At 67.6% G+C, this 13,823-nt stretch carries 15 protein-coding genes; 2 read left to right on the top strand and 13 right to left on the bottom strand.

Annotation, left to right across the window (positions count from 1 at the left end; genetic code table 11):
• The first annotated feature begins 16 nt into the window (after window positions 1-16).
• Complete coding sequence (locus M3G03_RS00245; protein WP_259807225.1) at window positions 17-238, top strand: FitA-like ribbon-helix-helix domain-containing protein; 222 nt, start codon at window positions 17-19, stop codon at window positions 236-238.
• Between the two features lie 8 nt (window positions 239-246).
• Here the strand turns inward: M3G03_RS00245 and M3G03_RS00240 are convergent, their stop codons facing one another.
• The 12 genes from M3G03_RS00240 to M3G03_RS00185 form a co-directional block, all read right to left on the bottom strand.
• Complete coding sequence (locus tag M3G03_RS00240; protein ID WP_259807223.1) at window positions 247-1,281, bottom strand: alanine racemase; 1,035 nt, start codon at window positions 1,279-1,281, stop codon at window positions 247-249.
• Entirely contained in the window at window positions 1,278-2,510 is a 1,233-nt protein-coding gene (locus M3G03_RS00235) for a lipid II:glycine glycyltransferase FemX (RefSeq protein ID WP_396121836.1), read from the bottom strand. Before M3G03_RS00235 ends, M3G03_RS00240 begins: the two co-directional genes overlap by 4 nt.
• Before the next feature lie 121 nt (window positions 2,511-2,631).
• Entirely contained in the window at window positions 2,632-3,051 is a 420-nt protein-coding gene (locus M3G03_RS00230) for a PIN domain nuclease (RefSeq protein WP_259807221.1), read from the bottom strand.
• Entirely contained in the window at window positions 3,042-3,263 is a 222-nt protein-coding gene (locus M3G03_RS00225) for a ribbon-helix-helix protein, CopG family (protein WP_259807219.1), read from the bottom strand. The genes M3G03_RS00230 and M3G03_RS00225 overlap by 10 nt, the downstream gene beginning before the upstream one ends.
• 76 nt (window positions 3,264-3,339) lie before the next feature.
• Entirely contained in the window at window positions 3,340-5,094 is a 1,755-nt protein-coding gene (locus M3G03_RS00220) for an FAD-binding oxidoreductase (RefSeq protein ID WP_259807217.1), read from the bottom strand.
• Window positions 5,091-5,930 (bottom strand): lysophospholipid acyltransferase family protein, encoded by an 840-nt coding sequence (locus M3G03_RS00215; RefSeq protein WP_259807215.1) that lies wholly within the window; start codon window positions 5,928-5,930, stop codon window positions 5,091-5,093. Before M3G03_RS00215 ends, M3G03_RS00220 begins: the two co-directional genes overlap by 4 nt.
• Window positions 5,927-6,709 (bottom strand): SDR family oxidoreductase, encoded by a 783-nt coding sequence (locus M3G03_RS00210; protein ID WP_259807213.1) that lies wholly within the window; start codon window positions 6,707-6,709, stop codon window positions 5,927-5,929. The genes M3G03_RS00215 and M3G03_RS00210 overlap by 4 nt, the downstream gene beginning before the upstream one ends.
• A 76-nt stretch (window positions 6,710-6,785) precedes the next feature.
• Window positions 6,786-7,226 carry a hypothetical protein gene (locus tag M3G03_RS00205; protein ID WP_259807211.1) on the bottom strand — a complete coding sequence of 147 codons (441 nt, stop codon included), beginning with the start codon at window positions 7,224-7,226 and terminating at the stop codon, window positions 6,786-6,788.
• Window positions 7,226-8,416, bottom strand: coding sequence for an acetate/propionate family kinase (locus tag M3G03_RS00200; protein WP_259807210.1), 1,191 nt, complete (start codon window positions 8,414-8,416; stop codon window positions 7,226-7,228). Before M3G03_RS00200 ends, M3G03_RS00205 begins: the two co-directional genes overlap by 1 nt.
• A 33-nt stretch (window positions 8,417-8,449) precedes the next feature.
• Complete coding sequence (gene pta, locus M3G03_RS00195; RefSeq protein ID WP_259807208.1) at window positions 8,450-10,690, bottom strand: phosphate acetyltransferase; 2,241 nt, start codon at window positions 10,688-10,690, stop codon at window positions 8,450-8,452.
• A 125-nt stretch (window positions 10,691-10,815) separates the two neighbouring features.
• Window positions 10,816-12,489 carry an FAD-dependent oxidoreductase gene (locus M3G03_RS00190; protein WP_259807206.1) on the bottom strand — a complete coding sequence of 558 codons (1,674 nt, stop codon included), beginning with the start codon at window positions 12,487-12,489 and terminating at the stop codon, window positions 10,816-10,818.
• Window positions 12,461-12,802 carry a hypothetical protein gene (locus tag M3G03_RS00185; protein ID WP_259807205.1) on the bottom strand — a complete coding sequence of 114 codons (342 nt, stop codon included), beginning with the start codon at window positions 12,800-12,802 and terminating at the stop codon, window positions 12,461-12,463. The genes M3G03_RS00190 and M3G03_RS00185 overlap by 29 nt, the downstream gene beginning before the upstream one ends.
• Before the next feature lie 60 nt (window positions 12,803-12,862).
• Here M3G03_RS00185 and M3G03_RS00180 point away from each other — a divergent pair, with 60 nt between their 5' ends.
• Complete coding sequence (locus tag M3G03_RS00180; RefSeq protein WP_259807203.1) at window positions 12,863-13,150, top strand: DUF2249 domain-containing protein; 288 nt, start codon at window positions 12,863-12,865, stop codon at window positions 13,148-13,150.
• On the opposite strand, the gene M3G03_RS00175 is transcribed toward M3G03_RS00180, so the two are convergent.
• The gene (locus tag M3G03_RS00175; RefSeq protein ID WP_259807201.1) at window positions 13,095-13,754 is read right to left on the bottom strand and encodes a metalloregulator ArsR/SmtB family transcription factor; all 660 of its coding nucleotides are present in this window, start codon (window positions 13,752-13,754) and stop codon (window positions 13,095-13,097) included. The two genes, M3G03_RS00180 and M3G03_RS00175, sit on opposite strands and share 56 nt — an antisense overlap.
• Between the last annotated feature and the right edge of the window lie 69 nt (window positions 13,755-13,823).

Below are 13,823 nucleotides of genomic sequence, written 5' to 3'. Positions count from 1 at the left end.
TCGGCATACTGGCTTCATGGCCATGGTGACCATCGACATCCCACAAGAGCTCCACGAGCGACTGCGGCTGGCCGCGATGTCCAACGGTCGGTCGCTGGAGCAGCACATCGAAAGGCTGCTGGACGACGAGGCGCGACGCCAGCGGTTCGACGCTGTTCGACGTGCCATGGCGACTACTCCGCCGGACGCCGACTACTTCGAATCAGCTGCCGACTGGCAGGCCGATCGCTTGCTGTGATCGACGGATCAGTGCTCGATGATCCGGTCGACGGTGGCGGTGGTCAGGCGGAGCTCAACGGGCACCTCATCCCCGATCGCCACCGACCCCGCCCCGGGCAGGAAGACCAAGCTGGACTGCATGTGCGGGGGCTCGACGAACATCCGCTTCTTGCCAGCGATCGTGTAGGGCGAGAGCGCGAAACCGGTGGCGTCCATCGCGCCGGACGCCGCGGTCACCAGGCGCTGCTTCAGCGTGGCGCCCGAGGTGGGCGCGGTGAGCGCCACGCCGTTGGCGGTGCCACCGGAGACCACGACCACCCAGCCCTCGCTGCGCATGCGGTGCTGCCAGTAGCCGACCTTCTCGCCGCGCTTGACCGGGTGCAGGTCGAGGACGCGTGCCGTCACGCGCCGAGTCTTCGGTGCGCCCAGCCAGAGCTTGGTGCCCATCCGCAGGTGGGTGACCACCGGCAGCCGGGAGGTCAGGGTGGCGAAGTCGGCGGGGGAGAGGTGCGACAGCCACACCGGCGCCTCCACCTCGACGATCGCAGCGGCGGCCAATGCGTGCGCCTCGCCGAGCGGGTCAGCAGCCTTCATCGGCAGGTGGATCGTCCAGCCCTCGAAGCAGACCTGCTCGAGCAGCCCGCGCACGCGGGTCACGTCGTCAACGCTCACGCCGTGGCGCTTCATCGAGGTGAGCAGCTCCACGATCACCCGCGCTCCCGGACGCAGGCGCCCCACCTCGGCCAGGTCATCGACCCGAGCGACGGTGGTGATCACGCGATCATCGGCCAACAGCCCGGTGGCGACCTCGTCATGGCGCGACCACGGGGTGAGGACGACGACATCACCCTCCCAACCGCCCTCGCGCACGGCCGCCACCTCTTGTGAGGTCCCGACCGCCAGCACCGGGACGCCCATGCGTTCCGCTTCGGCCCCGAGTCGCTGCAGGCCGTAACCGTAGCCATTGCCCTTCGCCACCGGGACCAGCCCGGGGATCGCGTCCCTGGTGGCGTCCAGATGCTCACGCCAGGGCTGGAGGTCGAGGTGCAGGGTGAGGCTCATCGGCGTCCACCGACCAGACCGCGAATGGCGCTGACGCCACCGGCCACCACGGCCTTGGGACGCGGCAGCTTGTCACGGTTCATGTACGCCGTGAAGGCTGAGTAGAGCGGCCAGTTGATCGGCTTGTCCCACTCGCCGATGTAGGCGACGGCCTGACCGCCGGTGCCGACCTTGAACTGGATCAGGCCGATCTCCGGGTCGTCCGCGCCGACGCCAGGGGTGATGCCGCGCAGGTCGTAGACCTCGGCGCCGGCATCGATGGAGTCCTGGATCATCTGCCACTGGATGCGGTTCGAACCACGCACCTCGCGCTTGGCATTGGTGGAGGCCCCGTAGGAGTACCAGGCGTGGCGTCCGACCTGGATCCAGGTGGTGGCAGCGACGACGTCACCCTCGTGCTCGGCCAGGTAGACGCGCATCCGATCCGGGTTCTCGGCGGTCAGCGCGTCCCACATGGTCTCGAAGTAGCCCAGCGGGCGTCCTGTGAAGCGGTCGCGTTCGGCGGTCTCGAGGTAGACCTTGTGGAAAGCGGCCAGGTCCTCACGTCCGCCCTGTCGGATGGTGACGCCGGACTTGTCGGCCTTCTTGATGTTGCGGCGGAAGAGCTGGTTCATGCCCTTGAGCACCTCGTCGGCGCTCTTGCGGGTGACCGAGCCGTCCTCGTTGCGGGTGACCAGCGGCAGCTGGAAGTTGAACATCGGCTGGCCGGCGGCGAAACCCTCCTCCGACGTGGGGGCGCGCCAGCGCAGGTGTTCCAGGGTGTTGCGCAGGCGGGTCGCCTCGCGCACGGTCTCATCGGCGGGGACGTCGGCGATGCTGGTGACCGAGTCGTCGGCGATGGCGTCCTTGATGGTGTCGGTGTGCCAGACGCGGTGGTTGATGGTGGGCCCGATGCGGACCGCGAAGGCGCCCTGCTTGCGGCAGTGCTTCACCAGCGCGTCGAGCATCTCGGGGACGTCATTGCGGGTCCAGTCCAGGACCGGTCCCTCGGGCAGGTAGGCCAAGTGACGCTTGATCTTCGGCAGTGCGCGGTTCAGCACCAGACCGACGCCGACCAGTTCGGAACCGTCGAAGAATCCCAGCATTTCCGGCTTCCATTCCGGCTTCACCTTCGCCCACGCGGGGGTCTGCAGGAAGCTGATGGTCGCGGGGAAGTCGGAGCCGGGAGCCGACACCTTCTCGAGAAAGGCGAGGTGCTCGGCGGCCTGGATCTGCCTGATCTGGATCACGGGCCCAGACTACCGGGGTGGGCGGATGCTGAAGCTGAGGAGAACGGACTGGATCACGTCTGCGCAGTCTCACTCGACAACGCGGTGACGGTGCCGAAGTTAGTGGTGAGGGCGTGCTGCGTCATTGAGGAATGACATTGAGGCGTTCCGCAGTCTGGCCGGTGACCTCGGCAATCAGTTCAAAGTCCTTGTCGACGTGCAACAGGATGCGGCGCGAGAGCTCAGCCGTTGCCGCGATCAGCAGGTCCGGCACGGACGGTGCCCGATGGTGCCCCTGGGCAGCGAGCAGCCGCTGGACTGCCAGCGCGCGGTCCTCTATGGCAGGCGTCAGGTACTCGACCGGCATCAGCGCCATGGGGACGCCGCCGATCAGCTGCTCATGATGAGCGAGATTGCGTGCCGAAAAACCGGCTTCCAGACGCGTCACCGTTGTCACCGCCACCAGTCCCCGACTGATGCGCGACGCCCAATCATTGGCCTCTGTGGCGAGATGCAGCCTGGCGAGCGCGGACTTGTCGATCAACCAGGACGTCACGACCACGCGGTCCTCATCAACTCCTCATCGCCAAGCCCGGAAAACAGATCGCCGAGCTCGCTCAGTTGGCTGGCGCTCACGGACGCCTGGGAGCGGACCGCCTCTTCGTGCAGTTTCCTGCGGATCAGTTCGCTCCGCGACAGACCGAGCCGAGCTGCCTGGTCATCGAGGAGCTTCAGTTCATGCTGAGGGAAGTTTCGAATCAGAACGTCGGGCATGGCACACCTCCAACCCCAGTATATCCCGTGATATCGAAGCCGCAGAAGCTGCAAGGGTGGGGCCGTTGAGCGCGCCTCAGCTCTGCTTGGAGTTGCTGGAAACCCCTGGCTGCCCGTCGTGGACGATCTTTCCGGGGTTCAGGTTCCTGCCCGGGTCGACGCCGTCGAAGAGCACCTTCTGGATGTGCACGCCGGCTTCGGAGATGTCCTGGGCCATCCAGGGCGAGTGCTCCTCGCCCACACCGTGGTGGTGGCTGACGGTGCCCTTGAGGTCAACGAAGCTCTGCTGCACGGCCTGCTTGACCATGTCGTAGCTCTCCAGATTGCTCTCGGAGGAGTCGGCGATCGCGAAGGTGAAGTACTGGCAGGCCCCTGAGGAGTAGCTGTGGGAGAGGTGGCACATGATGAAGCCCTTGTGCCCGGCCTTCTCGAAGGCCTCCTCGGCCCGCTTCACGGTCTCGTCGTGGATGGTCTTGGTCAGCGACCACGGAGTGGCGGTCTCCGAGACGTCGGCGGGGATGCCGCGGTCGAGTAGGAAGTCGCGGATGTAGGGAATGTCGAACTTCTTCTGGTCGTACAAGCTTCCCGGGCCCTTGCCGACGGCCAGGCCGCCCCACTTGCGCACGATGCGCCCCACCAAGGACTTCTGGAAGCGCACGTTGACCGGGGAGCCCTCGAAGCCGATGAAGCTCAGGCAGATCTGGTCCAGGTCCATGCCCTTGGCGACCATGACCTGCTGGATCGCCTTGCTCATGTAGTGGCTGATCGTCGAGGACTTCGCGCCGTTGGCCATGGTGAACTTGGTCTCGTTGGCGTCCGAGACGCGCACCATCATCGGGGACGCATCGGAGTGGCAGATCTCTTCGGCAGCCTTGAGCCCCGAGTCATAGTCGGGGAAGAAGTAGGCCTGGATCTCGCGCGCCTCGGCGAGCTTGTGAACGTTCATCGACACCTCGGTGATGATGCCCAGACGCCCCTCGGAGCCGAGCATCATCTCCCGCACGCTGGGGCCTGACGACGAGCTCGGCAGCGGGTTGAGATGCAGCACCTGGGTGCACTGCCCGGGCACCCGCTCACCAGCGGTGGCCGAAGGCAGCACGACGCGCATGCCGCGGGTGATGTCGGCGATGTCGCCGTACTTGTCCGATTGCGCACCCGAGGAACGGGTCGCGACCCAGCCACCGACGGTCGACCAGATGAAGGAGTCGGGAAAATGGCCCAGGGTCCAGCCCTTGGCGTTGAGCTGCTCCTCCATCGCGGGCCCGTAGGTGCCGGCCTGGATCCGCGCGATGCCGGAGACCTCATCGATCTCGAGGACCTTGTTCAGGCGGCCCATGTCGACGCTGACCACCTGGCGGGTCTCGCCCGGCACAGCTTCCAGAGCGGCCACGATGTTCGAACCGCCGCCGTAGGGGATGAGCACGCCGTCCGCCGCGATCACCGCGTCCATCACGTCGATCACGTCATCTTCGGATCCCGGATACACGACCACATCAGGGACGCGCCCGAGTTCGCCGCGGCGCACGCGCACCAGGTCGCGCACTCCCTTGCCGAAGGCGTGGATGACGCGGGTTTCGTCGTCGGTGAAGACGTTTTCCTCACCCAGCGCCTCGACCAGGGACGCCCGCAGCTCGTCGGTGAGCAGCGATTCCGGGACGTTCAGGTCACTGAACGAGGGCCGTTTCACCGGTACAGCATTGATGTCGACGCCCAGCTTCTCTTTCACGAAGGGAGCGAACTTGGGCTTGTTGTCGAAGGAGTAGTTCGTGCCCTCATCACCCCAACCCCACCACTTCTGGTTCTTCACACCGGCTCGAAGCGCATTGTTCATGGGGTCTCCTTGTTCTGGGTGCGGGACTTTTCGATGGCTACCATGCGCGCGTACTCCGCCAGTGTTTTCATGCCGTAGGCCCGCGCAGTCGTGTCATGAAGCTCGATGATCTTGCGGCGGATCCGCTCGTTGAAACGGTAGGTGATCTCGCCGGGATTGGGCCGCATCGGGTGGCCGTAGACGACGTGGACGGGCGGGCGCCCCTTGGGCAGGTGCTTCTGGTGGGGCGGCCAGGCGGCGAAGGCGCCCACGATCGCCACTGGCACGACTGGCACGTTGCGGCTGATCGCGAGCCCGGCGGCACCGGGGGTGAAGACGCCCATGGCGCCGGTGTAGCTGCGTCCACCCTCGGGGAAGAGCAGGATCGGGACGCCATCACTCAGCAACGCGGCAGCCAGCCCGCGGTGCGAGCGGGCCTTCTCGTCGCGTTTGGGGTCCGGCGCTTCCTTCTTCTTCTCGCTCGGCTTGCGGGAGCGTTCCACGGGAAACGCATTGAAGAAGTGGGAGGCCACCGTCGAGCGTCCCCAGTCGCGGAACCAGTAGTCAGCGGCGGCGCCGGCCGAGAGGTATCGCGCCATCCGCGGGGGCAGCGAACCATAGATCAGGGGGGTGTCGAAGTGGCTGGAATGATTGCCGACCACCACGAAGGTATCGGGACAGTCCTCCAGGTTCTCCACCCCGTGTACCTGGACCCGCAGGAGGCGCCAGACGTAGGGCTTGAGCAGCAGCATCCGGGTGGCGCGTCGGGCCACCGCCTGCAGCGGGTTGGCGTACTTGTCGCGCAACTCGCCGGCCTTGCGGGTCGGCAACCCGCCGGAGCCTTCGGACTTGCTCACTTGGCACCCTTGCTGCGGCTGGAGGTCAGCTTGCGGCTGAACCAGCGGATGAAGCCGCGCGGGACGTGGGTGGCAAAGGTCGTGGCGGCCTTCCACTTCCAGGTCGGAATCGAGACGATGCGCCCCCGGGCATTGTCCGCCAGCGCCTCGCGCACCAGGTCATCGACGTCAACCCAGACCAGGTCGGGAAGCTTGGTGGTGCCCATGCCGGCGCGTTCGTGGAACTCCGTGTGCACCCAACCGGGGCACAGGGCGGTCACCTGGACGCCGCTGCCTGCCATCTCGTTGGCGAGCGACTCGGTGTAGCGCAGCACCCAGGCCTTGATGGGGGAGTAGTTGCCCGACAGGATCCAGGCCGAGGTGGAGGCGACGTTGATGATGGAGCCGTGCCCGCGGGCGCTCATGGCGCGTCCGGCCGCGGCGCTGAGCTCGAGCACGGCCCACACCATCACAGCGAAAGCCCTGCGGTGGGTCTCCAGGGCGTCCTTGTCGAGCAGCTTCACGTGCAAGCCGAAACCGGCGTTGTTGACCAGCATGTCGATGGGGCGCGTCGGGTCCTCCAGGCGCTCGGCAACGCGGGTGACGTCCTCGGCGAGTGAGAGGTCAGCGGGCAGAATCTCGACCCGGACGCCGTGAGCAGCCTCCAACTCGTTCTTGATCCGTTCCATGCGTTCGACGTCGCGGGCGACCAGGACGAGGTCATCGCCCTTCTCCGCCAGCTGACGCACGAACTCATGACCAATGCCCGACGTGGCACCGGTCACCAATGCAGTTGCCATGGTCCCAACTTACTGGATCGGTGAAAGGGCTGCCGCCTGCGGTCAGTTGCCCGCCCAGCCGCCTTGGCCGCAGGGTTCACAGGGTCTCGGGTCGGGTCAGCACCCGGATTCGGTCGGCGTCGGGATCGGCACCCGTGATGCCCAGGACGACCTCTGCCCCAGGGGCGAGCTGCTTGAGCTCTCCGCTGTCCACGAGTTCTTCGAGGGCTGATTCGAGCTCGTGGAGGCAGTCTCGGACGCGTGCCCCAGCCAACTCTGCGCTCGCCTCTGCGCGCAGCTTGTGCAGGCGCGGGTCGACTCGGGGGCTCTCCTCGGGGTCTTCGGCCTCGACGATGTGCTCGGCGCCCTGGTGCAGTCGGGCTGCCACCTCGCCCGCCCGGGTCTGCGCGGTCAGGGTGATCGTGCCGGCGGTGATGTCACCCAGGACCCCCAGGGCGCTGACTTCGGCTTCGTCGGAGACCAGGCGGGAAAAACCGTCGAGGAGGAGCTCCGCAGAACACCCCTTGGCAGCGTTCATCAGCCCTCGATCACCGTCAGGACCTGGCGGGCCATCGACAGCTCCTCATTGGTCGGCACCACCATCACGGGCACCTTCGACTCTGGGGTGCTGATCACGCGCGGCTGCTTGGAGCGCACGGCGTTGGCGTCCTCGTCGAGCACCACACCGAAGGGCTCGAGGCGCTTGATCACCCGCTCACGGATCCAGTCCGCGTTCTCGCCGACGCCGGCGGTGAACACCAGGGCATCCAGACCACCGAGGTGGGCGGTGTAGGCGCCGATGTAGCCGACCAGGCGGTGGACGTAGACACCGACGCCGATCTCGGCGCGCTGGTTGCCCTCGTCGACCAGCTTCTTGACCTCGCGCATGTCGGTCTTGCCGGTCATCCCGAGCATGCCGGAGCGCTTGTTGAAGAAGGTGTCCAGGTCGTCGACGTTCCAGTCGAGCTCGCGGTGCAGGAAGGCGGGAAGGCCGGGGTCGATGTCGCCGGAACGGGTGCCCATGACCAGGCCCTCGAGAGGGGTGAGACCCATCGAGGTTGCGACCGGGCGTCCCCTGTCGACGGCCGACGCCGAGGCGCCGTTGCCCAGGTGGAGCACGATGATCTTCAGCTCAGACCGGTCGCGTCCCAGGGTTTCTGCGGCCAGCGACGAGACGTAGTCATGGCTTGTGCCGTGGAAACCGTAGCGACGAATACCGTGCTTCTCGGTGATGTCGGCATCAATCGCATAGGTGTAGGCGGCCGGGGGCAGGTCACTGAAGAAGGCGGTGTCGAAGACCGCGACGTGGGGGACGCCCGGCAGCGCGCTCATCGCGGCCTCGATGCCCGCGATGCCGGGGGGGTTGTGCAGCGGTGCCAGATCGGAGAGGTCCTTCAGCTTCTGGATGACCTCGTCGTTGATCCGGGTGGTCTGGCGGAAGGTCTCACCACCGTGAACAGTGCGGTGGCCGACGGCGATGACGTTCTCGAGTCGGGGTCCGTGCTCGTTGAACATGTCGACCACGGCCTCCAGGGCATGCTTGTGGTCGGCGAATTGACGCTCCAGATGGTGGGTCTCGCCACTGACCTCGTGGTCCAGCGTCCCGGGGGAGGAGTCACCTACCTTCTGCACCAGGCCGGTGGCCATCACCTCTTCGCTATCGGCGTCGATCATCTGGTACTTGATCGAGGACGATCCGCAGTTCAGCAACAGGATGGGGCGGGGCATCAGTTTCTCTTCTCTGGCGTGTGGACGGGACGGTCAGGAGAGGCGCGGGCCGGCGCCGAACTCCTGTTCGGGGAGGACCTCGGTGACGGCCTCAGCGGGCAGCGAATCATCGGGGCGGGCCAGGTCGCCCAGCTCGGCCACCGGTTGGGACGCCTGCTGGTCGCTGCCGGCCTGGAGTTCGCCCGACGCAGAAGCCTGGAGCGCGGCACGCTGGGCGTCCATCTGCGCCTGGATGGCAGTGATGGCGACGGTGTTGACGATGTCGTCGACCAGCGCACCGCGGGAGAGGTCGTTGACCGGCTTGTTCAGGCCCTGCAGCACCGGGCCGACCGCAACCGCGCCGGAGGTGCGCTGGACCGCCTTGTAGGTGTTGTTGCCGGTGTTCAGGTCGGGGAAGATGAAGACCGTCGCCTGGCCGGCAACCTCCGAGCCGGGCATCTTCTTGTTGCCCACGGTCGGGTCGACAGCGGCGTCGAACTGGATTGGGCCCTCCACCTTGAGCTCGGGCCTGCGCTGCTTGACCAGCTCGGTGGCGGCGCGCACCTTGTCGACGTCGGCCCCCGAGCCTGAGGTGCCGGTCGAGTAGGAGAGCATCGCGACGCGGGGCTCAATGCCGAAGGCCTCGGCGGTTTCGGCCGAGCCGATGGCGATGTCGGCCAGTTCCTCGGCGGTGGGGTCGGGGTTGACCGCGCAGTCGCCGTAGACCACGACGCGGTCGGGCATGCACATCAGGAAGGAGCTGCTGACCACCTTGACGCCGGGCTTGGTCTTCACGAACTCCAGACTGGGCTTGATGGTGTTGGCGGTGGTGTTGACCGCGCCGGAGACCATGCCGTCGGCCATGCCGAAGTGGACCATCATCGTGGCGAAGTAGGACAGGTCCTTCAGCTTCTCGCGGGCCTGCTCGATGGTGACGCCCTTGTGGGCACGCAGTCGGGCGTACTCGCGGGCGAACTTCTCGATGAGGACGCGGTTGTGCGGGCTGACGATCTGCACTCCGCTCAGGTCGAAGCCGAGCAGGTGGGCGCGATGGCGGATCTCGCCCTCGTCACCCAGCAGGATCAGGTTGGCCACGTCACGGGTGACCAGGATGCTGGCCGACTCCAGGATGCGGTCGTCGGAGGCCTCCGGCAGGACGATGGTCTTCTTGTCGCTGCGAGCCTGGTGCATCAGCTGGAACTCGAACATCAGCGGCGTGCGGATGGCCGCGCGCTTCACGTCGAGGGCACTGAGCAGGGCCTTGGCGTCCACATTGTCGGCGAAGGTGCGGCGGGCGACCTCGATCTTGCGGGCGCTGGAGGTCATGGTGCCCTCCATGCCGAAGAGGTTCTCGGCGGTGGTGAAGGTGCCGGTGCTGGTGAAGCCGATGGGCAGGTCGATGTCCAGGCCGGAGACCAGCCGGTTGATCGCCGAGGGAACCGGGTAGCCGCCGACCAGGATGATCGAGGCCAGGTTGGGGAAGGAGCTCGAGCGGTGTGCCATCACCAGACCGGGGAGCAGGTCGAGGCGGTCGGAGGGCACCACCAGGGTGAACTCGGGTTCGAGGCGGTCCAGCACATTGGGCAGGGTCATGCCGGCGACGAGGACGCCGAGGGATTCGCGATCCAGCAGGCGGTTGTCGCCCACCCACAGGGCGGCCTGGGTCGACTCGAACTGGGCGCGCACGGTCGGGGCAGAGAGGACGCGGCTCTCCGGGATGGCGCCGGTGACGTACTCGGGGCCGAGCTTGGCCAGGTCCTCCCGCACTCGATTCACGTCGCGGGGGGCGACGCGGTTGGCGATGACGCCCATCACGTTGGTGTGCTGGCCGGAGAACTCGCTGATCGCGATGGAGGCCGAGCGTTCGATGTTCTCGGCACCGTGGCGGTGGCCGCTGACCACCAGCAGCACCGGAGCGTTGAGGTTGGCCGCGATCTGGGCATTGAAGTGCATTTCGGTGGGGCTGAAAACCCCGGCGTAGTCCGAACCGACGACCACGATCGCGTCGAACTTGTCACGGATCTGCTCGAACTTCTGGACGATCAGCGTCATCGCCTCGTCGGGGTCGGCAGTCATCTCCCCGTAGCTGACGCCCACGGCCTCTTCGTAGCTCTGCTTCATGCCGGGCAGGTCGAGCAGGGTCTCGGTCACCTGGTCACGGCGCAGGGTCTTGACCAGGGGCCGGAACACGCCCACGGACTTCACCTGGCTGGCGAGGGCCTCGATCAGGCCCAGCGCGATCACGGACTTCCCGACACGGCCCTCGGGCGAGGCGAGGTAAACAACCTTGGTCACGAGGGTGACTATACGGAAGCCGACGCCGGTGGGGCCGCCGCTCCCCGCCTTTTCCTCCCTGCCGCGCCTCCCACCGGCGCCCCCTCCTTGCCCGCCCACCTCGGCGGCGGCCAGACCGGGGTCGGTCAGCGGCTCGGCTTGGGGACCTGCCTGGCCACCGCGACCGAACCGATCGCCGAGCCGTCGTCGCCGTTGATCACCGCGAAGGTCATCTCGACGTAGACCGAGCCGCCGTCGCCGCGGATGCCCTTGGTCAGCCGGGCGCGCCCATCACTGGCCAGGTGCCCGGTTTCCATCGCCGCCCCGAAGCCCATCTCGTGGGCCGAGCGCAGCTTCGGCGGGATGATCACCTCAATGTTGTGCCCCAGGATATCGGCCCGCTTGTGCCCGAAGACGTCCTCGGCCTTCTCGTTCCACCCGCGCACCAAGCCCTCGCGGTCGATGACGATCACTGCGTCGCCGGCCTGCTCCAGGGCGCGTCCCCAGAGGTCCTGCCATTCCGCGTCGCCGGGGGACGCGGCAGCCTCGACCACAGGACGCACCTCGTCCACCGGCGCGATCGACTCCACCTCCGGGAGCTTGCGCAGGTCCTGGGTCGGGTCGGCGAGCACGCCGTCAGGCACGCTCCGCCCGCTCTCGATCAGCTTGCGCGCCTGCCGCGCCAGCCGCGGGTTGTCCAGGGTCACGGCCCCCATCAGGACGCCGGAGCGAGCGACCCCGAAGACCGCCACCGGGCGTCCGTCGCCCTCACGCACCACCTCGCGGGCGCCGACCATGGAGCCGACCACCTCAACATGCAGGTCGGCACGATCAGTCCAGAACCAGGGGATCGGCGAGTCCGGCAAGGGCTCGCCAAGAATGGTGGACGCGGCCCGCATCGCGCTGGCCAGGGCGCTGCGCCAGTGCCGTTCGCCGAGGGGAGCGGCCAGGTCACCCACCGCCAGCACACGCGGATTCGACGTGCGCTGACCGGCGTCGACCACCACCCGGACGTCGATGTCCAGACCGGCGGAACGGGCGAGCTCGAGGTCAGGTTCAGAACCCAGGGCGATCAGCACGGTGTCCGCAGGAACGGGGTCAGTCCCAACCCGGACGACCAAGGCGTCGTCTGCGGCGTCGATACCGGCGACGTCGCCGACGAGAGTCCGGACCCCAGCGGCTGCGACATGCTCGTGGAGCCACCGCGCCATCGTCGGCCCGAAGGCCCCATCGAGCGGGGCGTCGGTTCGGCTCACCATGGTGACATCGGCCTCGCGGGAGGCGGTCACCGCCGCCTCCGCGCCGATCAGACCGCCGCCGATCACCACCAGCCGGTGGCCCTTGCCCAGCCGTTCACGCACCTCGCGCGCCTCGGCCAGGGTGTGGATCGTGTAGACCCCGGGCAGGTCGCTCCCGGGAACAGGACGCCTCGGCACAAGGCCAGTCGCGAGCACGACCAGGTCGGCGTCCAGCTGCTCACCGGAACCGAGTGTCACAGTCGGACGCGAACCGCCCAGCTCGATCCCGGTCACGCGGTCGGCGACCAGACGCACGTGGTGGCCCTCGTACCAGCCGTCCTCGCAGAGCGCGACGTCAGCGTCCTGCGCACGGCCGGCCAGGTAGTCCTTGGTCAGTGGCGGACGGTCATGCGGCATCCCCTCGGGGCAAACGAGCGTGATCTCCCCGGCGTAGTCCTGCTGGCGCAGCTCGCGGGCGAGCATGGTGCCGGCGACACCGCCGCCCACGATCAGGACGGAGCCGACGCCCCGCTGCTCGGATGCGACAGGCTCCTCAGTGGGCGTGGTCGTGATCGTGTCCATGCGAATGGTCTTCCTCGTCGTCGTGGGAATGGGCCGCCCCAGCAGCATGGTCGAATTCGCGGGTGCGCGCAGTGATCCGCTCCCACACGTCACCGCAGACGTTGATCAGAGCATCGTGGAAGAGCCCGGTCTCCTCGGCCTTGGTGTTCGGCCAGAGCATCTCGGCCAGCGCCACGCCGGTGCGTCCCACGGCCTCCAGATCGCCCGAGTCACAGGCCCGCCCGAAGTTGCCCAAGCGGGTCAGCACGTCGTCGTGCTCCCGGGAGAAAAGTCCGATGACCTCGATGGAACGGCAGCCGCAGTACTCACACACGAGCCCAGAATACGCTTCCCGGACATATTTCTACAGCCGCGTGTGTATAAACTCCGGGGCATGGAACTCAACCTGACCCCCGCCCCGACCTCCGGCTGCGGCTGTGGCTGCAGCCACGACGCCGACCTGCCCACCCTGGACGCCCGCGAGATCCCGCACGCGATCCGTCACGGCGCCATCCTCGGTGCCATCGACCAGCTCCAGCCCGGTGCTGCCATGGCTCTGATCGCCCCCCACGACCCCAAGCCGCTGCTCGCCCAGATCGGGGAGCGCTGGGGCCAGGGTGTGGAGATCAGCTACCTGGAGCAGGGTCCGGAGGCGTGGAAGCTGCGATTCGCTCGTCGTTGATCCTCGCTTCATCCGGCAAGGACGCTCCCGGGGACCTGCCAGCGTCCCCCGGTTCGGCGGCCCGCGGCAGGTGCAGGACGCAGCCACTGGGGTCGGCGAAGGGCTCGAGTCGGACCTCGCCGTCGACGCCCAGTCCCCGCATCATGCCGCGGGCCATGCCTTCGTGGGCGGTGCAGATGAAGGTCGGGTTGGCCCGGGCCAGGTCGGCCAGAGGGCAGGCGCGAAGCAGCACCCGGCCTTTCCCCGGGCGTCCCGGGTCGAAGCCCAGCGCGGTGAAGACGTCAGTCACCACCTCCTCGGGCTCCGAGTGCCCGGACGCCGCCGCCGCTCGGGCCCGGCTCGCCCCCCACTTCTCGCCCATCCTTCGAGCCTGCTCCGGTCCCTCCTCGGTCTCGCCGAAGAAACTTGACGCCGCTGCGAGCAGTTCGCGGCTTGCGTCCTCCCCGGTGCCGCCGAGGGTTGCCCGGCCGCGACGGGTCAAGGAGTAGCCACGCGGCGGGCGTCCGGTGTCGCGGTGCATGATGGTGACGACTTCCAACAGTCCGGCTTCGGCGAGCGCGTCCAGGTGCTGTCGTGAGCTGTTGGGGTGCCCCCCCCAGGTCATTGGCCACTTCTTCGAGTCGGACTGGCCGCCGGCCGCCCCCCAGGCGGGCCACGGCGTCCAGCACGCGGG

The organism is Aestuariimicrobium sp. p3-SID1156 (assembly GCF_025144225.1).
Classification (GTDB): domain Bacteria; phylum Actinomycetota; class Actinomycetes; order Propionibacteriales; family Propionibacteriaceae; genus Aestuariimicrobium.
The sequence above is the reverse complement of the archived record's forward strand: the minus strand, read 5'-3'. Positions and strand labels throughout refer to the sequence as shown.

Excerpts from the sequence above, each read along its gene's own strand:
- M3G03_RS00240 (WP_259807223.1), bottom strand. The coding sequence starts at position 1,281 with ATGAGCCTCACCCTGCACCTCGACCTCCAGCCCTGGCGTGAGCATCTG.
- M3G03_RS00205 (WP_259807211.1), bottom strand. The coding sequence starts at position 7,226 with ATGAACGCTGCCAAGGGGTGTTCTGCGGAGCTCCTCCTCGACGGTTTT.
- M3G03_RS00200 (WP_259807210.1), bottom strand. The coding sequence starts at position 8,416 with ATGCCCCGCCCCATCCTGTTGCTGAACTGCGGATCGTCCTCGATCAAG.
- M3G03_RS00245 (WP_259807225.1), top strand. The coding sequence starts at position 17 with ATGGCCATGGTGACCATCGACATCCCACAAGAGCTCCACGAGCGACTG.
- M3G03_RS00180 (WP_259807203.1), top strand. The coding sequence starts at position 12,863 with ATGGAACTCAACCTGACCCCCGCCCCGACCTCCGGCTGCGGCTGTGGC.
- M3G03_RS00220 (WP_259807217.1), bottom strand. The coding sequence starts at position 5,094 with ATGAACAATGCGCTTCGAGCCGGTGTGAAGAACCAGAAGTGGTGGGGT.
- M3G03_RS00210 (WP_259807213.1), bottom strand. The coding sequence starts at position 6,709 with ATGGCAACTGCATTGGTGACCGGTGCCACGTCGGGCATTGGTCATGAG.
- M3G03_RS00190 (WP_259807206.1), bottom strand. The coding sequence starts at position 12,489 with ATGGACACGATCACGACCACGCCCACTGAGGAGCCTGTCGCATCCGAG.
- M3G03_RS00175 (WP_259807201.1), bottom strand. The coding sequence starts at position 13,754 with ATGACCTGGGGGGGGCACCCCAACAGCTCACGACAGCACCTGGACGCG.
- M3G03_RS00225 (WP_259807219.1), bottom strand. The coding sequence starts at position 3,263 with ATGCCCGACGTTCTGATTCGAAACTTCCCTCAGCATGAACTGAAGCTC.